Source organism: Seohaeicola saemankumensis, assembly GCF_042678485.1.
Classification (GTDB): Bacteria; Pseudomonadota; Alphaproteobacteria; order Rhodobacterales; family Rhodobacteraceae; genus Seohaeicola; species Seohaeicola saemankumensis.
Map to the genome: position 1 here is coordinate 34502 of NZ_JBHTKR010000009.1, position 18096 is coordinate 52597.

At 62.2% G+C, this 18096-nt stretch carries 18 protein-coding genes; 5 read left to right on the forward strand and 13 right to left on the reverse strand.

Features of this window, described 5'->3' with window-relative positions; genetic code table 11:
• Position 1: 1 nt before the first annotated feature.
• The 10 genes from pufL to ACFQ3C_RS18165 all read right to left on the reverse strand — a co-directional run bounded on the left by pufL (position 2) and on the right by ACFQ3C_RS18165 (position 8994).
• On the reverse strand, positions 2-841 hold the full coding sequence (gene pufL / locus ACFQ3C_RS18120) for a photosynthetic reaction center subunit L (protein WP_380794887.1): 840 nt from the start codon (positions 839-841) through the stop codon (positions 2-4).
• A gap of 150 nt (positions 842-991) precedes the next feature.
• The gene (gene pufA, locus ACFQ3C_RS18125) at positions 992-1153 is read right to left on the reverse strand and encodes a light-harvesting antenna LH1, alpha subunit (protein ID WP_068289567.1); all 162 of its coding nucleotides are present in this window, start codon (positions 1151-1153) and stop codon (positions 992-994) included.
• 14 nt (positions 1154-1167) lie between these two features.
• Positions 1168-1317, reverse strand: a complete 150-nt coding sequence (gene pufB, locus ACFQ3C_RS18130) for a light-harvesting antenna LH1, beta subunit (RefSeq protein ID WP_068289574.1) — start codon at positions 1315-1317, stop codon at positions 1168-1170.
• 165 nt (positions 1318-1482) lie between these two features.
• Entirely contained in the window at positions 1483-1704 is a 222-nt protein-coding gene (gene pufQ, locus ACFQ3C_RS18135; RefSeq protein ID WP_380794892.1) for a cytochrome PufQ, read from the reverse strand.
• Entirely contained in the window at positions 1701-3191 is a 1491-nt protein-coding gene (bchZ, locus tag ACFQ3C_RS18140) for a chlorophyllide a reductase subunit Z (RefSeq protein ID WP_380794894.1), read from the reverse strand. The genes pufQ and bchZ overlap by 4 nt, the downstream gene beginning before the upstream one ends.
• Before the next feature lie 58 nt (positions 3192-3249).
• Entirely contained in the window at positions 3250-4824 is a 1575-nt protein-coding gene (bchY, locus tag ACFQ3C_RS18145) for a chlorophyllide a reductase subunit Y (protein ID WP_380794897.1), read from the reverse strand.
• An 87-nt stretch (positions 4825-4911) separates the two neighbouring features.
• Positions 4912-5916 carry a chlorophyllide a reductase iron protein subunit X gene (locus tag ACFQ3C_RS18150; protein WP_380794900.1) on the reverse strand — a complete coding sequence of 335 codons (1005 nt, stop codon included), beginning with the start codon at positions 5914-5916 and terminating at the stop codon, positions 4912-4914.
• Entirely contained in the window at positions 5913-6854 is a 942-nt protein-coding gene (bchC, locus tag ACFQ3C_RS18155) for a chlorophyll synthesis pathway protein BchC (protein ID WP_380794903.1), read from the reverse strand. The genes ACFQ3C_RS18150 and bchC overlap by 4 nt, the downstream gene beginning before the upstream one ends.
• 123 nt (positions 6855-6977) lie before the next feature.
• Positions 6978-8120, reverse strand: coding sequence for a methyltransferase (locus tag ACFQ3C_RS18160; RefSeq protein ID WP_380794906.1), 1143 nt, complete (start codon positions 8118-8120; stop codon positions 6978-6980).
• A gap of 4 nt (positions 8121-8124) precedes the next feature.
• Positions 8125-8994 (reverse strand): polyprenyl synthetase family protein, encoded by an 870-nt coding sequence (locus ACFQ3C_RS18165; RefSeq protein WP_380794908.1) that lies wholly within the window; start codon positions 8992-8994, stop codon positions 8125-8127.
• Between the two features lie 106 nt (positions 8995-9100).
• Between ACFQ3C_RS18165 and crtD the strand changes: the two genes are divergently transcribed.
• Both crtD and crtC read left to right on the forward strand, forming a co-directional pair.
• Positions 9101-10657 carry a 1-hydroxycarotenoid 3,4-desaturase CrtD gene (crtD, locus tag ACFQ3C_RS18170; protein ID WP_380794911.1) on the forward strand — a complete coding sequence of 519 codons (1557 nt, stop codon included), beginning with the start codon at positions 9101-9103 and terminating at the stop codon, positions 10655-10657.
• Entirely contained in the window at positions 10654-11529 is an 876-nt protein-coding gene (gene crtC / locus ACFQ3C_RS18175) for a carotenoid 1,2-hydratase (protein WP_380794974.1), read from the forward strand. The genes crtD and crtC overlap by 4 nt, the downstream gene beginning before the upstream one ends.
• Here crtC and tspO read toward each other — a convergent pair whose 3' ends face one another.
• Genes tspO through ACFQ3C_RS18190 form a run of 3 tightly spaced genes read right to left on the reverse strand, consistent with a single transcriptional unit; the run spans position 11530 to position 14599 of the window.
• Positions 11530-11997 carry a tryptophan-rich sensory protein TspO gene (gene tspO / locus ACFQ3C_RS18180; RefSeq protein WP_380794913.1) on the reverse strand — a complete coding sequence of 156 codons (468 nt, stop codon included), beginning with the start codon at positions 11995-11997 and terminating at the stop codon, positions 11530-11532.
• Between the two features lie 5 nt (positions 11998-12002).
• Positions 12003-13043, reverse strand: coding sequence for a 15-cis-phytoene synthase (gene crtB, locus ACFQ3C_RS18185; protein WP_380794916.1), 1041 nt, complete (start codon positions 13041-13043; stop codon positions 12003-12005).
• Complete coding sequence (locus ACFQ3C_RS18190; protein WP_380794918.1) at positions 13040-14599, reverse strand: phytoene desaturase; 1560 nt, start codon at positions 14597-14599, stop codon at positions 13040-13042. The genes crtB and ACFQ3C_RS18190 overlap by 4 nt, the downstream gene beginning before the upstream one ends.
• A gap of 108 nt (positions 14600-14707) precedes the next feature.
• On the opposite strand from ACFQ3C_RS18190, the gene crtA reads away from it, so the two are divergent.
• The 3 genes from crtA to ACFQ3C_RS18205 are packed head-to-tail and all read left to right on the forward strand — an operon-like array spanning position 14708 to position 18095.
• A complete protein-coding gene (gene crtA / locus ACFQ3C_RS18195) occupies positions 14708-15415 on the forward strand; it encodes a spheroidene monooxygenase (protein WP_380794920.1) in 708 nt (235 codons plus the stop codon).
• Complete coding sequence (bchI, locus tag ACFQ3C_RS18200; RefSeq protein WP_380794923.1) at positions 15412-16416, forward strand: magnesium chelatase ATPase subunit I; 1005 nt, start codon at positions 15412-15414, stop codon at positions 16414-16416. Before crtA ends, bchI begins: the two co-directional genes overlap by 4 nt.
• The gene (locus tag ACFQ3C_RS18205) at positions 16413-18095 is read left to right on the forward strand and encodes a magnesium chelatase subunit D (protein ID WP_380794926.1); all 1683 of its coding nucleotides are present in this window, start codon (positions 16413-16415) and stop codon (positions 18093-18095) included. Before bchI ends, ACFQ3C_RS18205 begins: the two co-directional genes overlap by 4 nt.
• Position 18096 lies beyond the last annotated feature (1 nt).

Here is an 18096-nt window from a genome sequence, read left to right on the forward strand (position 1 = left end):
ATTACATTCCTACCTGAGAGGGCCAGATCGGCAGTTCAAGCCACCAGTTCCACCATTCGGGCCAGCCTTTGGTCCAGACGGGGCCAGAGATGATGATGCAGACCGCCGAGAAGAAGACCGCATTGATCGCCAACAGGAAGCCTACGCGGTGGATGCCAAGGGTGCCGATCGAATAGCCGATGAAGTCACGAAAGAACGTGTCTTCATTATCGGGGCCCTGTGCCTCTGTCCCTTTTTCGGGGTTCGCCGCACTCAACACCAGGGCGCCATGCAGGGCCAGCGCCAGTGTGGTGGTAAAGAACAGCGTCACGGCCAGCATATGCGCCGGGTTGTAATGGAAGTGCAGATAGGCATAGCCGGTGTTGCTGACCCAATCGAGATGGCTGAAGATCCCGTAGGGAAAACCATGTCCCCAGGCGCCCATCAGAAGCGGGCGGAAGATCACCAGTGTCACATAGGCCAGAATGGCAAAGCTGAAGGCGAAGGGCACATGATAGCCCATCCCCAGTTTTCGGCAGATTTCAACTTCGCGCAGGGCCCAGCTGATGAAGGCGCCGGTTGCACAGAATGTGATGATCTGCCAGAGCCCCCCCTCCATGAGGGGAGCCATGCCCAGACCATAGGAAAGGTCGGGCGGTGCGATATTGATAAGCCAGGGGTTGAAGGTGCCCTGTTGGGACGCCCCCCAGAAAATCAGAATGGTGCCTAACAGGGCGAAAAACGCTGTCGTCACTCCAAAGAAGCCCACGTAAAACGGGCCTACCCAGAAATCGAACAGATCGCCGCCGATCAGCGTCCCACCACGGACGCGATACTTTTTCTCGAAGCTGAGCAACGCCATCTTCTGTCTCCGCGTTTGGCGGCTCGTCTGTTCAGACCGCAAGCCGTCGATGGATTTTGGTTTGCCGCGGGCAGGCCACGCCTGACGTGCCCGCAGCTGTCTTGATGTCACTTGACTGGTTGTCACCCGTCCCCGTCATGGGGAAGCGGATCACATCGCTGCTTTTTGGGCTGCCAGCTCGAACCAGTTGAAGTGCTCCGTGCTCAGCAGGACGAGGTGAATCATCGCTGCAAGCAGGAAGAGGAAGACACCCTGTGCAACAAACACACGGCGCGGATCGAAGATGAGCCAGATCTTGTAGAATTTAGCCATTTTTCAATCCTTCCTCAGAACCAGGGGCGCCAAATGAACACGGCCAGGTGAGCAACCACGGCCACGGCTGAAAACAGCCAAAGCCCGCTCATGTAGACCGAGTGCAGTTCCTGCGCCTGCTCGTCCGTAAGACCTGTGAAAGACAGGTCAGATTTATCAGCCATTTACTTTCCTCCGGAATGTAAAGGTGACGCCGCGCACCCCGCGGCCGGGTCCTTTGGGGTGCAAGCGCCCCTCCGGCTCTGACCATCCTTCCGAATGGCCAGATCTCGTGTTCGGCTGTCTGCCGTGCCGCCCGAAGGCAGGATATGCAGACCGATCCTCATGGATCAGGCCGAGAAAATCATGGGCGTGATGATCCGCGCCTGGCTCCAGGCACGGGCTATGGGGCCCTTTTCCGGGATGCGCCCGCCCTTCAGCAACGCCAGCGCCCAGGTCAGGGTGGCCAGCGGAAGGGTCGCCACGAAGATCACGCCGAAATAGACCATGAACTCGGTCCGGGGCGGTTTGTGGCTGCGGGTCATCGGGGTATTGGATGTTGCATCTGTCATGACAGATCTCCTTTCGCCTCTGGACCCCGCGCAGGGCGCGCAAGGTCGGGGTTGAGTGCCTGGACGGTTTCCAGCACGACGCGTTCGGCGCCTTGCGCCAGCGCGGCGCGTTCTGCTTCGTCCCGCAGTGTCTTGGCCGCCGAGATCCGCGTCAGCACCGGATGGCGCGAAACGATACGGTCCAGAGCGGCTTGCGCATCGGCATCCCAGGGGAAGTCGCGGCGCAGGGTGGTGGGGGTCGCCTCGGCCGCGTCCATGACACTGGCCAGCGGCAGGATATGAAACAGCGCATCGAACAGCCCGTTGCACACTTCCTGCAAAAGATAGGTGGCTCCGGCATAGCCCATCATCGGCGTGCCGGTGTGACGCCGGATCGCGGCGCCGGGAAAGGAGGCGGGAATGAAGGCGGGGCTTGGTCCATGTCCGCCCTTCATCTCTGCCAGATACATCTTTTCGTTGATGCTGCCCAAGACGATCAGCGGGCGCTTCTGGTGCAGCATCGCCTTGACCTCGACATTGTTCGTCTTGGTTCCGGCCACGCGGGCCACGGCAAAGGCGCAGGGAAACCCAAGGTCGCCCTCAAGGAAATGGCGGATGCCGCGCGCATAGGTTTCATTCGCCACAACCGCGAAGCTGGCCGTGGCAAAGAAGTCCTGCGTCACGCTGCGCCACAGATCCCAGACCGGCTTGATCGTGGAATGCTTTTCTCGCGCGATGAACGGTTCGGGGTCCAGCCCCAGCATCTCGCCAAGTTTGCGCAGGAATTTCGTGGTGCTGTCCACGCCTATGGGCGCTTGCAGATAAGGCTTACCCAGGCATTCGCACAGGCCGCGACCGAATTCCCGATACATGCAGATGTTCACATCCGCATTCACCAGGTTGCGCATCTCGGCCACATGACTGCCAAGCGGCATGACCATGTTCACCTCGGCGCCGATCCCTTCGACCAGCCGCCGGATCTCTGCCAGGTCGGACGGCATGTTGAACACACCATACATCGGCCCAAGGATATTGACGCGGGGGGCGGCCCCATCTTCGCGCTTCTTCTCGGGCGGCATACGACCCTTTGTCATGCCGAACTCTGTGAAGATCCAGGTCATCGCGCGGTCCGCGCTCTGCCATTGATCCTCGTCGATTGTGCGCGGCAGGAACCGCTGGATATTCGTTCCCTGCGGCGTAACGCCCCCGCCGATCATCTCGGCGATCGAGCCCGTCACGACTACGGCCGGAAGTGCGGGATCAAGGGTCCCCCAGGCGCGTTTCATCGCATCCTCGGTGCCCGATCCCATCTCGGCCTCGCCAAGCCCGGTCACCACGATTGGCAACTCGTGCGGCGGCAATGCGTCGGTGTAATGCAGCACGGAAGTCACCGGCAGGTTCTCGCAGCCGACGGGGCCGTCGATCACCACCTGCAACCCCTTCGTGGCGCAGAAGGCATAGACCGCGCCCCAATATCCGCCCGCGCGGTCGTGGTCCTGGATCAGCATTTCCAGACCTCCCCACGCTGGGGGGCCGTCAGCCCGTGGATATTCAGGAAAATGGTCATCAGATCATCTCCTCGGCCTTGGCAGCCCGTGCCGCCTTGTCGAGTTTCTTCTGATGCAGGGCACGGAAATCGGGGCGCAGGTTGGGGCTGCCCTCCCAGATCCCGGCGGTATCGCCGGTGCCGACGCCCTCGAAGAATTCCTTCATATGCTCCATCCGGTCCTTGCCCGCGATGGCGGCATTCACCACCTCGGCCAAAGACCCTGCACCGGCAGGACCCATAAGGGGACGCGCGGAAATCAGGTTGGTGAAGTAAAGACCGGGGATTGCCAGCTCCTTGGCCTTCTGCACAACCGGAGTCGTTCCGATCGCCAGATCCGGGCGGATCGCCTCCATCGCGGCGCAATCGTCTTCCAGGGATGCACGGAATTTCACCGTCACGCCCTTGGCGCGCAGCCATTCCGCATCTTCGGAGGACCACGGCGTTTTGGGGCAGGCCGTGCCGACATAAGGCACATTCGCACCGCTTTCGATCAGCAGGCGGGCAACCAGCAATTCGCTGCCCTCATATCCGCTGAGGGTGATGGTGCCGTTGATCGGCGCCGCGGCCAGAGCTGCCTTGATCGCTGGCAAGAACATGTTCTGCGCTGCGGCCACCTTGTCGGCGGGCAGGTTGAACGCCTCGCCAATCGCGGCCAGCCAACGGGCGGTGCCGTCATGACCCACGGGGGCAGAGCCGACAACCGGACGACCCGCTGCCTGAAACTCGCGGATGGCGGCCGTGTAGAAGGGATGGATTGCCGCCACCGCACCGCAATCAAGCGCGGCATAAAGCTCGCGCCACTCGCGGCAGGGTACAACCGGACCGGTGGCCAGACCCATAGGGGCCAGCATCGCACCGATCATCATCGGATCGGCCGGGAACATCTCGCCCAGCAGGGTCACTGTGGGGCGATCCGACTTGCCACCCGCAGGGGCGGCGACAGGACCGGCCTTGATCTCCTTGCGCGCGTAATTCAGCATCGCGCCGGCAAGGACATCCTTGGCCTCGGCATGGGTGGGGATACCAAACCCCGGCACATCAATACCCACGATCCGCACACCGTTGATTTCCTCGGGCAGCAGACGCAGCGGCACGCCGCTGGCTGTGGGAACACAAAGATTGGTCACGACAACCGCATCGAACTGGTCCGGGTCGGCCAGTTCATGCACTGCGTCGCGGATATCCTCGAACAGTTTGCCGGTGACGAGGGATTCAGAATTGAAGGGCACATAGCCCACCGACCGACGCGCGCCGTAGAAATGCGACACGAAGGTCAGACCATAGACGCAGCAGGCCGAGCCCGACAGGATCGTGGCCACACGGCGCATCCGAAGACCCACACGCAAGGACCCGAAAGCGGGGCACATGCTTTGCGGCTGATCATGCGGACCTTTCGGATAATCGGCAGCATAACGATCCAGGATCTCGGACTGTCCGGCCTGACGTGCTGCTGCCTCCATCGTGGCCGCACCCGCATGGCACCCTGCCCCATCTTGCGGCGCAGCAGCCATCGTGCTGTCGGCAACCGGATCAGCCTTTCCGAGGATCACATCAGCCTGAGCGGCGGTGTCATATGTGACTTCATCGGTCATGCTGACTTCTGTTCGGATTGTTTCTTAGGTTGCGCGGGAACGGCCAGACGCTTGAGAAGCGCGTCCCAGGTCGAAAGCTGATCAAGGTCAAACATCGTCGTAAACCACTTCCAGAGAGGGTTTCGGCTGCGCGTTTGACCCGCGCATGTCCATGTCGGTGGCGGGCACCAGCTGGTAGTCGCCGCCCGTGTCCTTGGCATCGAACAGCCCCAGCAGACCATCCTGGTCCAGCGGCTTGGGTCGCACCGGCGGGGCTATGGCAACAGCTTCAGCCAATTGCGCGAAAAGCGGGCCCCACTGCGATTCCATTGTGCCCACAATCTGATAGTTGGCAGATTTCTTGCGAAGATCGTCATCCTGCGGGATCGCGGCCAGAACCGGGATATTCACCGCCTTGGCAAAGGCCTGTGCCTCACCCGAGTGGTCGTCCTTGTTGATGACCAGGCCCGCGACGCCGACATTGCCACCCAGCTTGCGGAAGTATTCCACGGCCGAGCAGACGTTGTTGGCGACATAAAGCGATTGCAGATCGTTTGAAGCAACAAGGATCACCTTCTGTGCCATGTCGCGGGCAATCGGCAGGCCGAAGCCACCGCAGACCACATCACCCAGGAAATCCAGCAGGACATAGTCGAAGTCCCAGTCATGAAAGCCCAGCTTCTCCAGCAGTTCGAAACCGTGGATGATCCCCCTGCCCCCGCAGCCGCGTCCCACTTCGGGGCCGCCCAGTTCCATGGCGAAGACACCGTTCCGTTTGAAGCAGACATCGCCGATGGCGACTTCCTCACCGGCCAGTTTCTTGCGGGTCGATGTCTCGATGATCGTCGGGCAGGCCTTGCCACCGAACAGCAGGCTGGTCGTGTCGGATTTCGGATCGCAGCCGATCAGCAGCACGCGCTTTCCCTGTTCGGCCATCATGCAGGACAGGTTGGCCAGGGTGAAGCTTTTGCCGATCCCGCCCTTTCCATAGATCGCGATGATCTGCGTCTTGCTGGTGGGTTCACCCTGCGGCACCTCCAGCGTCGGCTCCTGCTGCGCTTCATCACGCAGGCGGCGGTCGAAGTCCTTCAGATTCGGTACATCGTCTTTCACGCTGCGTCCTTCCAGTTCAAAATCATTTTCAGGCAGGCTGGATCGTCAAACGCGGTCCGATAGGCAGAGGGCGCATCCTGCGCGGCGGCCTGATGCGTGATCAGCCCCGCCAGCGACAGCGCACCGTTCTCGACAAGCGCGCGGGTGGCGATCAGATCATCGCGCGTCCATTCGGCCGCGATACGAAACCGCGCCTCTTTCATGAAAGCCGGTGGAAACGCGAAGCTGAGCGGCTCTGTATAAAAGCCCGCCAGAACGATCTCGCCGCCTTTGCAGATACGGGTGACCAGTTCATTCAACAGCGCACCATTGCCCGACGCATCGTAGATCGTGCGATAATCACGGCGCGGATCATCCTGCGGCGCAATCACCTGATAATCATCGGCACCCGTGCGGCGGCCTGCATTGACCTCCCACACTGTTGGTGCAGGCGCGCCGGCAGCAATCGTAAGCCGCGCCAGCAAGCGGCCCAGAACACCATGGCCAACGATCAGGTCAGGCACAGCCTTGTCCAGGCCCGCCATCGCATGGCGCGCGGTTGCGGCAAGTGCCAGCAAAGCGCCTTCAGCCCCAAGACCGGCATCAATACGTGTAACCCTGTCCGCCGATGTCACCACACGGCGCGCCGCGCCACCGAACAGGCCAAAGGCATCGCGGTAGCAGCTGGCACCGGGCACGAACACATGATCGCCAACGCGGTAACCTGTATCGGCCCCGGCCTCTACCACTTCGCCCGCGGCTTCATAGCCTGGCACCAGCGGGTAACCCATGCCGGGAAACGGCGGCATCTGGCCGGACCAGAACAGCTTTTCCGTTCCTGTGGAAATCCCGGAATGCGCCACCTCGATCACCAGATCGGATGATGTGGGATCAGTCAGGTGAAGGCTTTCCACCGACAGGTCACGGGGACCGTTCAGAAGGACTGCGAGTGTCTGCATCATCCCCTCCTGTCGTTGCGGGATCCGGGCGGGAAAGACTCGGATCGCATCATGCCTATACCTGTCAGTTTAATGTTACAGAATAAACTGTCAACATAAATGGACAGTTTCAGCGCAAACCAATCATCGCGGCTTCACGCAGCTGACAACAGAGGTGACAAAGGGGCGAAGCGGTGGTGGCGTCTTGCAGTCAACAAAGCCAGCATGCGTGCAAAGCCGCGCTATTTCCGCAGAAGATCGCGTTTTTCCGGTTCGCATCGCCATCGTGTAGAATGCGAAATAGACATCGCCCGCCCGCTCAGGCGCGGCTCCTCCGGACATCGGTTCTGAGACAATCAGCCTTCCACCGGGCGGTAAACTGTCAAATATTTTGGACAGAAGGCCGCGAACAGTGTCATCGGAGTGGTCGTAAAGCACACGGATCAACGAAATCGCATCCGCGCCCTGGGGCAGCGAATCGCTGCGGAACGATCCGCCATGCACCGCAAGACGCCCGCCCTGCCCCGCCGCTTCAAACCTGGCCAAGGCGCCGGGCACGACATCAGGCAGATCGAAGACCCGCAAGTCAGGCTTGGGATAGGCCTGCGCTACTGCAAGGGCAAAGGTGCCCGAGCCGCCGCCCACATCCATCAGGCAATTCACATCCGAGAAATCGACCATGCGCAATGTATCCTGCGCCACAAGCGCCTGGCTGTCGGCCATCAGATCGGAATAGGTCTGCGTGATCTTGGGATCGACGAGGCCGCGCGCGCCAAAGACATAGGGCCAGAAATTCGCAAGCTCTGTATCCACCTCTCCGCGCAGAAGCGCGACCGGATCTTCCAGGTCACGATAAAAGGCGCGGTGATGCAGAATCATCGCCTCCAGCCCAGGCACACCCAGCAGGGCGGCGCCCTTGCGGGCCAGCACGAACCGCCCATCCTTGCGACGACGGATCAACGAAAGTGCTGCGGCAGCCTGCAACAGGATCTCCATGCGATCAGGCATCATGCCGGCGTCACGCGCCAGCCCGGCCGCGCTGCGGGATCCGCCCATCAGGTCATGCAGGATTCGCAATTCGACAATCGCCATCAGCACCTGGGACTGCACGAACCCCGACACCAGATCGAACATCTCGGCGCCTTCGCGGCGCGCAATGCCGCGTGTCAGGGGAAAATGGCTGGCCCATGTCTGAAACGACGGGCGGGCAATCAGTCTGTGAAACCAACCCGTGATGCGCGGCCTCGCGGGTTGCGAGCCGTTCTGGCCTGTCGCCGCATCGCTCATGGGATCACCGCGCGCTGCGCGCCGGGGCAACGGGGGTCAGACGCTCTGCCTGTTTTCGCACCATCTCGGCCAGTTGCGCCTCACCAGGACAGGACGGAATCGACGCGATCGCACCACCCAGAATATCCTTGAGCCGCCGGATTGCTCCGTCCACACCAAGTGCGGCAACCGCATTGGGCCGCCCATGCAGGTCATCCTGACCGACGGGCTTGCCCAGCGTTTCGGCGTCATAAAGCGTATCGCGCAAATCATCAGCGACCTGGAACGCCTCTCCGATCCGGGCACCCAGCTCGAACCATGGCTCAGCCTCCTGCCCCGCAGCAACGGCGCCCATCTGGGTTGCCGCGATGAACAGCGCGCCCGTCTTGGACTGGTGATAGGCTGACAGATCGATCTGCGCCTCGCTTTCCCACCCCTGCCCCGCACAGATACCATTGGGCATCCCGGTCTGGCGCGCCAGCGTCAGCACCAGCTCGGCGCAGCGCATGGGATCATGCCGGGCCTCGCGCGCCAGAACCTCGAAAGCCAGAACAATCAGGCTGTCACCGGTAAGCACGGCAAGCGGTTGCGAAAAGGCGCGGTGCACCGATGGTTTTCCCCGACGCATGTCGGCATCGTCGAAACAGGGCAGGTCGTCGTGGACAAGACTGGCGCAGTGAATCAGCTCAAGCGCCGCGGCCGCCGCATCCGACAAGGCGGGCTTGTCATCGCCACAGGCCATCGCAACGGACATCAGGATCGTGGGCCGGATCCGCGCCCCGCCTGGCGTGGTAGCATAGTCCAGAGCTGCGGAAAGTTGTGCGGGGGCGATCCCGCCCCTGCCGATCGAAATGGCCCGGCAAACGGCGGCGTCTATTCGTGAATACAAGCTCATCACACCGGCCCTTTCGCCTATATGTCAGTTTAATCCGACATCAATGTGTAAATCATACTGGACAGTTTGCGCGCACGAGTCAACAATCCTGCGAGAGGTTTCAAATATGCCAAAAGACTCGCACGGCCCCGCCAACAGGATCATCGTCATCGGCGCGGGCATCGCCGGCATTGCCACCGCATTGCGGTTGTCGGGTTTCGCGCGCGAAACCTCGCAGGAAATCCTTGTGCTGGAGCGTCACGACGCGCCAGGCGGCAAGATGCGCACCCTGCCATCCAAGGCCGGTCCGGTCGATGCCGGACCGACCGTTCTGACAATGCGGCATGTGTTCGATGATTTGCTGGCGGCTGTCGGCGAACGGCTTGAGGACCACGTGACCTTGATTCCACAAGATATTCTGGCACGGCATTGGTGGCCTGACGGCAGCAGCCTGGATCTGCATGCCAACCCCGAGGCCAGCGCCGCCGCGATACGCGCGTTTTCCGGTCCTAAATCCGAGCGGGAATTCCATGCCTTCAACCGCCGCGCGGCGCAGCTGTTCAAGGCATTCGACGCCCCGATGATGCAGGCGGCCGAACCAAGCCTGTCTTCCCTGACATCCCATGTCATGCGCAATCCCGCCCTGATCCCGGCCATGGCGCCGCAATCGAGCCTGGCCGAGATGCTGTCCCGACAGTTCAGCGATCCGCGTCTGGCGCAGCTTTTCGGGCGCTATGCCACCTATGTCGGCGGCTCACCCTATCGTTCACCCGCGATCCTTGCGCTGATCTGGCAAGCCGAGGCTGGCGGTGTCTGGTGCGTCAAGGGCGGCATGCATCAACTGGCAAGGTCGCTGGCCGCGCTGGCCCAAGCCAGGGGTGTCGTGTTTTCCCATGGCGCCCATGTAACGCGCATCGACGCCGCCGGCGGCCAGGTGCAGGCCGTACATCTGGCGAACGGTCAGCGGATCGCGGCAAATACCGTGGTATTCAATGGCGATCCGCGCGCATTGGCAACCGGGGCGCTTGGCCCGGATGCGGGTGATGTGGCTGCCGTGACGCGCAACAGCGCACGCAGTCTGTCGGCAAGGGTGTGGTCATTCGCGGCCAGGCCGTCCGGACCCGATCTTGTCCATCACAATGTCTTCTTCAGCGCCAGCTCACGCGCGGAATTTGCAGCACTGGAACAGGGCCGGCACCCCGCCGACCCTACGCTATACATCTGCGCCGAAGATCGCGGACAAGGCGCCCCCCTGCCCGACCTTGAACGGTTCGAGATCATCGCGAACGCCCCCCCCGTCAACGGCCCTACATCGACCCTCGAGGATTTTCCCGCATGTCAGACGCAGACTTTCCAGACTCTCGCCCGTTTCGGTCTTACCTTCGATACCCAACCGGGTCCCGAGACACTGACGACACCGCAGGGCTTCGACCGTCTTTTTCCCGCGTCGACCGGATCCCTCTACGGGCAGAGCCCGCACGGCATGATGGCGGCCTTCCAGCGCCCGACGGCGCGGACGCAGATCCGCGGGCTTTATCTGGCGGGGGGCGGGACCCATCCGGGGGCGGGGGTGCCGATGGCAACCCTCTCCGCACGGCACGCAGCCGAGGCGATCTTGAAAGACCTTTCTTCAACATCGAGGTCCCGCCCAATGGCTATGCCTGGTGGTATGTCGACGGCATAAGCGAGGATGGCCAGCGCGCCGTTTCGGTGATCGGCTTTATCGGATCGGTGTTTTCGCCTTGGTATCGCTGGTCCGGACGGCGGGATCCTGCAAATCACTGCTGCATCAACGTCGCGACCTATGGCCCGGGCGGACGCTTTACCATGACCGACAGGGGGCGATCCGCCCTGCGCCAGACCGCGTCGCGGCTCGAGGTCGGGCCTTCCATGATGCGCTGGGATGGCAAGGCGCTGGTCATCGACATTGATGAAGTCTCGGGCCCGCCCATCATCAGCCGGGTACGCGGGCAGATCCGGGTAACGCCATCGGCCATCACCGGGGTCGAATTGCCGTTGACCCCGGATGGCGCGCATGTGTGGCGACCCTTTGCACCCACCTCGACCATCGAGGTCGAACTGAACAGCCCAGGCTGGCAATGGCAGGGCCATGGCTATTTCGATGCGAATTTCGGCACCCGGGCGTTGGAGGATGATTTTACCTATTGGACCTGGGGACGCTACCCGACAGGATCCGGAAGCACGTGTTTCTACGACGCGACGCGCCTTGATGGCAGCGAGCTTGCGGCCGGAATACAGTTTGACGCGGACGGATCGGCAAGAACGATCCCCCTGCCCCCCAAGACAAAAATGCGGCGCAGCCTCTGGGCCGTGGCGCGGGAAACACGCGCCGATCCCGGCTACCAGCCACGTCAGGTCAAGAACATGCTGGATGCGCCTTTTTACAGCCGATCAGCCGTGATGACGCAACTGGATGGTGCGGAAACCGTGGGCGTGCACGAGGCGCTTGATCTCAGGCGGTTCCGCAGTCCGCTGCTCAAGCCGATGCTTGCCGTACGTGTGCCCCGACGACCGAACTGGGCCTTCCCGGATTGATCAGGCGCTGCGCGCGACCTGCGGGTTCAGACGCCAGACTGCGGCGTTCAGACAGGCGGCGATCGTGACCCAAAGCAGGTAGGGCGCGAACAGAAGCCCCGCGATCCAGTCTACTTGCCACAGCGCGATCATCGCCCCGAAGACCGCAAGGCAGAGGGCCATGATCACGGCAAACCCCAGGCGGATTTTCTTGAGGCCGAAGAACACAGGCGTCCAGAGCCCATTCAGCGCGATCTGCAAAGCCCAGAAAGCCATCGCGTATTGGCTGTCGGGCATGACAGCCGCGCGCGCCCCTGCCGCCGCCATGCACCCGTAAAGCACGAACCACGTGACAGGAAAAACCCAATCGGGCGGTGTCCAGCTGGGTTTATTGAGGGCACGATACCAATCACCGGGCTGAAACAGCGCGCCGGTCATACCTGCACCAAGGCAGGCACCCAGAAAAACAAGGAACAAAAGCCAATCCATTCCGATCAGCTAGCCCCTTCCGTTCCGGTTATCAAGGCCAGCCTTTGCGAGCGGCTATGCTGTTCAAGCTGTGCCAATGCGCCGATAAACGCATCCGAACGGCTTGTCGCCACGGCCGGCCGACGGGCGGCGGCATCGACAAGAAAGCGTACCTCGTCAAGGGGCTGGGCATAGAGAAGGGCCGATTTCGGCATGGCCATGGTTGCCCCGGCGCGCAGCATCGAAAGCCCCAGCCAAGCAAGTTTTTGCGGTTTGGATGTATGTGCCCGGGTAGTCAGGGAATCATATCCGGCCTTTTGGACTTGTGCGCCGATCCCAGCGTAGATGAAGCGCGCGGCAAAGATCCCCGGCCTTGCGGCACGCGGCAGACCGGCCACTCCGGCCTCGGACCGGGCATAAAGCCGGTCGGCCTGAACCAGCAGACGGCGCACCATCTGGCGGATTGCCTTGGTCGGGCGCGGGTTGTCCAGAAATGCCGCGGGTGTCAGAGCGGCTTCGGCCAGCCAGTCGGTCGGCAGGTAGAGCCGCCCCTCCATTGCATCCTCGCCCACGTCACGGGCGATGTTGGTCAACTGCATCGCGACACCCAGATCACAGGCCCGCGCCAGCGCATCCGGGCAGCGGACGCGCATCAATACGCACATCATCGCACCGACTGCCGCCGCAACACGGGCGCAATAATCATAGAGCTCGGATTGGGTCGCATAGCGGCGACCCATCGCGTCCCAGGCCAGACCTTCCAGCAAGGCTTCCGGCAGCGCGCGCGGCATCTCGAAATCCTCGACCATCGCGGCAAAGGCCCGGTCCGCGGGCGCATCCAGCGGGCGGCCCTGATAGGCCAGATCCAGGCGGTCGCGCAGCGACAAAACCGCCCGCGCCTTTTCGGGTTGAAGATCAACCGCGTCATCCGCCAGCCGGCAGAACGCATAAAGCGCGAGGGCCGGATCGCGCACCTTCGCGGGCAAGAGGCGGGACGCCGCGTGAAAGGACAATGACCCGTGACGGATCGCTTCCTCGCAATGGGCCATATCGCGGGGATCTATCATCGCCGTGCCGCCTGTATGGTTTCAGGATCGGGAACCAGTTGATCCAGCACTTCGGCGCTGGACACGACACCGGGGAGACCCGCGCCAGGGTGTGTGCCCGCCCCGACCAGAAACAATCCGGGGACCGTTTCACTGACATTATGTGGACGGAACCAGGCGCTTTGCAGGATTCGCGGCTCGATCGAGAAGCCCGACCCATAGGGGCTGAGGTAACGATCGCGGAAGTCCTCGGGCGTAAAGATCAACTCTTCGGTCAGATGATCGGAAAGGCCTGGCAGCAACTGATCTTCTAGCACCTTGATCATCTTGGTGCGGTAGGTTGCGGACTCGGTCTTCCAATCCACGGGATTGTCATGCCCGAGATGCGGCACCGGGCTGAGGACATAGAACGTGTCATCCCCTTCCGGAGCGACAGAGGGATCTGTCACGCTGGGGCGATGGACATAAAGGCTCATGTCATCTGCCAGCTTGCCCTTGATGAAGATATCATGAACCAGCCCCTTGTAACGCGGCGCGTTCAGGATGGTGTGATGACCGACATCTTTCCACTTGGCAGCGGTGCCTTTTGTGCCGAAATACCAGACATAAAGCCCCATCGACCAACGCGATTTCGCAAGCTTCCTGTCGGTCCAGCGCTTTGCCGCATGATGGCGTAAAAGCCGGGTATGGGTATGCCCCGCATCGGCATTCGAGATGACGATATCCGCATCGATCCGCTCGCCGCCGGTCAGCCTGACACCCGTGGCGCGACCATCTTCGATGACGATCTCGTCCACCTCGGATCTGTAACGCAGCAACCCGTGCTGTTCCTCGATCACGTGGGCCATGGCTTGGGCAATCGCCGCTACGCCACCCATCGCGTAATGCACCCCGAATTCCTTTTCCAGGTGGCTGACCAGGATATACATCGAAGTCACGTTGAACGGATCACCCCCGATGAAAAGCGGATGGAACGAGAAGGCCATCCGCAACCGCTCGTCCTTGAACCGCTTGGCGGCATGGGCATAAACTGATCGATCGGCGCGCATCCGGACAAATGTGGGCAGCACTTTCAGCAGATCAATCAGCTTGTGCATGGACCGCCGCCCCAGGTCCTCGAACCCGAACCAGTAGCGGCTTTCACTATCCTTCAGGAAACGCTCGTAACCAGCCACGTCTGCGGGCGAGAGGCGCGCGACCTCGGCGCGCATCGCGTTGGTATCCTGGCAGGCCGTGAAGGTGGATCCGTCCGGCCAACGGATCTCGTAGAATGGATCCATCGGGCGCAGGTCCACTTCGTCGTGGAAGTTGCGACCGCAAGCCGCCCAGAGTTCCTTGAATATTTGTGGCACCGTGACGATAGTAGGCCCCAGATCGAAGCGGTGCCCGTTCTTCGTGATCGCAGAACCACGCCCGCCCGGCATGTCCAGCTTGTCGATCACCGTGACTCGATAACCGCGCGCACCCAACCGCATGGCCGAGGCCAGACCCCCCAGTCCGGCACCGATCACAACGGCATGGGGCGCAAGGGCGCGGGCGGCTTCGTCTGCAAGACGGGGATCGACTCGTGTCATCATCTGTCAACAGTAACATGTCTAGTTTAGTTTACAATCTACTGCGTTGTATCTTTTCAATTCTCATGGGCCATGTCAGACTAACTTGACACCCGCCACGAAAGAGGGGCCATGCAGACCGTAAGTCTCAGCTTTTTCCGCTATGCCAGCGTGACAGACCGCCTTTGGGCGCTGGCAATGATGGGTGCTGCGCGTCTGTGGATGCCCCGTGTGCCGGGCATCGGGTTCTGGAAACTGTGCGGCTCTGGCACGGGCGAGGGGTTCACCCCGGTCCCTAACACAGCAGTCTATGCAATTCTGGCGACATGGCCTGACGAAGACACGGCCCGCCGCCAGACAGCTGAGGCATCGATCTTCCAACGCTACCGCCGCCGGTCAGTCGAAGACTGGACCGTGTTCCTGGCCCCCACATCCGCGCGCGGCGTCTGGTCTGGCATCGCACCGTTCACGGTCACGGAGGCCCCCTGCCCCGGCCCGCTGGCGGCCCTGACCCGCGCAACCGTCAAGCCTTGGGTCGCGCTGAAATTCTGGCGCCAGGTCCCGGATATCAGCCAGGTCATCGGCGCCGACCGGAACGTGGCCTTCAAGATCGGCATCGGTGAGGTGCCCCTGCTGCACCAGATCACATTCTCGATATGGCCGGACGATACAAGCATGGCCGATTTCGCCCGCAAGGATGGCCCGCACGCACAGGCGATCCGCGCCGTTCGCGAGGGCAAATGGTTCCGCGAAGAACTTTACGCCCGCTTTCGTGTCCTGGGTGACACGGGCAGCTGGCAGGGCACAAGCCCACTCAACAGACTGGACAGACCTGCATGACAGCACCCTTTCCCTTTTCGGCCATCGTGGGACAAGCCGCGATGAAACAGGCGATGATCCTCACGGCAATCGACCCGGGGATTGGCGGCGTTCTTGTCTTTGGCGACAGGGGCACCGGCAAGTCCACCGCCGTGCGTGCCCTTGCGGCGCTTTTGCCCCCGATCACGGCTGTTGAAGGGTGTCCCGTCAACTCGGCCAGGATCGAGGATTGCCCGGAATGGGCTGAAATAGGGTCGAAAAAGGTTACATCGCGACCGACGCCAGTCATCGACTTGCCGCTTGGCGCCACCGAAGATCGGGTGGTGGGCGCACTGGATATCGAACGCGCCCTGACACGCGGCGAGAAGGCGTTCGAACCGGGTCTGCTGGCGCGGGCCAACCGGGGATATCTCTACATAGACGAGGTCAACCTGCTGGAGGATCACATCGTCGATCTGCTTCTGGATGTGGCCCAGTCCGGCGAGAACGTGGTCGAGCGCGAGGGTCTGTCGATCCGTCATCCCGCCCGGTTCGTTCTGGTCGGGTCAGGAAACCCGGAAGAAGGAGAGTTGCGACCCCAGCTGCTGGATCGTTTCGGCCTGTCGGTCGAGGTGCGATCCCCCACCGATATCGAGGAGCGGATCGAGGTCATTCGCCGTCGCGATGCCTTCGAGACAGACAATGCCGCCTTCATGAAACGCTGGCGTAGTGCCGATACCAAGATCCGCAACCGCATTCTGGCAGCCCGGGAAGCCTTGCCCAGGATCACCACACCAGAGTCTATCCTGCGTGATTGTGCCGAATTATGCGTGGCCCTTGGGTCTGACGGATTGCGTGGCGAGTTGACGCTGCTCCGTACCGCAAGGGCACTGGCGGCTTTCGAGGATGACGCGACCCTGCGCCGCGATCATCTGCGCGCCATTGCCCCTTCGGCACTGAGCCACCGCCTGCGGCGCGATCCGCTGGATGAGGCTGGATCGGCCACACGGGTTGCCCGGACTGTCGCGGACGTACTGGGGTGAGCGAGGCGGGCGACAGATGGGAGGCCGCTTGCCTGGCCCTGCGCCTGCTGGCAATTGATCCCACCGGGTTGAAGGGGCTGTGCCTGCGCGCACGGTCCGGGCCAGCACGACAGGCGTTCCTGACCATGCTTGACGGCATGTCCTTGCCCCGTTCCAGACTGCACCCGACGATCACGGACGAACAGCTTTTTGGCGGCATTGATCTTGCCGCTACGCTTGCTGGTGAAAAAATGGTTTTTAATCAAGGGCTTACTTCATCGCCAAGCATGCTTGTTCTGACCATGGCAGAACGCGCAGGGTCGGACCTGGCGGCAAAGCTGGCACAGGTTCTGGATAGCGACAAGGGTCATTGCCTGATCATGCTGGACGAAGGTGCCGAAGCCAGTGAGCACGCCCCCCCTGCCCTTACCGAACGTCTGGCCTTTCATATAGACCTGGACAGTCTTGGCCTGGCTGATGTGACAGCCGCAGCGATGGACCCCAACGCGCTGATACGGGCGCGGGCGCGTCTTGCATCTGTCCCTGCGGGGACAGAGGACATCAGCGCGCTTGTCATGCTTGCGGCGCGGTTTGGCATAGACAGCCTGCGCGCGCCCCTCCTGGCCTTGCGGGCAGCGCGGGCACTTGTGGCCTTGAACGGACGTGATCGGATCACTTTCGATGACCTGGCGCAGGCCGCGCGCCTTATCTACCCGTCACGCGCAACGATGCTGCCCGAAGACGAAGACCAGCCCCCACCCGATACCGAACCGCCTGCCCCGCAGGACCAATCGCAGGATGGTGACAACAACGAACCCTCTGACGGCATTCCTGACGAAATGCTTATTGATGCCGTCCGCGCGGTCCTGCCGGCCCACCTGCTGGATCAGCTTGTCCCCGCGGGGACAACGCGCGGCGCCAGTGGATCAGGCGGGGCTGGCGCACGGCACAAGGGCAACCGACGCGGTCGCCCCCTGCCCTCGCGCGCCGGGCGACTTGATGGCACATCACGGATTGATCTGGTCGCCACGCTGCGGGCCGCAGCACCCTGGCAACCGCTGCGACGCAAGGCGACCCCCTGGGCGAAAGGGTTGCTGATCCGCCCCTCGGATATAAGGCTGAAACGGTATGAGGAAAAATCGGACCGATTGCTGATATTCGTGGTCGACGCATCCGGATCAGCGGCCATGTCGCGACTGGGCGAAGCCAAGGGCGCGGTCGAGCTTTTGTTGGCCGAAGCCTATGCCCGCCGTGACCATGTGGCCTTGATCACCTTTCGCGGTATCGCGGCGGATGTACTTTTGCCGCCGACCCGTTCGCTGGTACAGACGAAACGGCGCCTTGCCAGCCTTCCGGGCGGCGGCGGTACGCCTTTGGCAGCAGGGCTCAAGGCTGCCGGCGAACTGGCCATGCAAGCCCGCAGCCGCGGCCTTAGCCCAACGCTGGCAATGCTGACGGATGGGCGGGCCAATATCGCGCTTGACGGCACGGCGGACCGCCTGCGGGCCGCGACCGATGCCGAAACGCTGGCAAGACTTATCCGGGCACAGGGCATCCCCGGTCTTGTGCTGGACATGTCGGCCCGCCCTCAAGACACGCTGCGCGCGCTTGCGGCCCAAATGGGCGCGCCCTACCTGCCCTTGCCCCGAGCTGACGCAAAACGGCTGAGCGGCGCGATTTCTTCCGCGCTGGAAGGCTAGG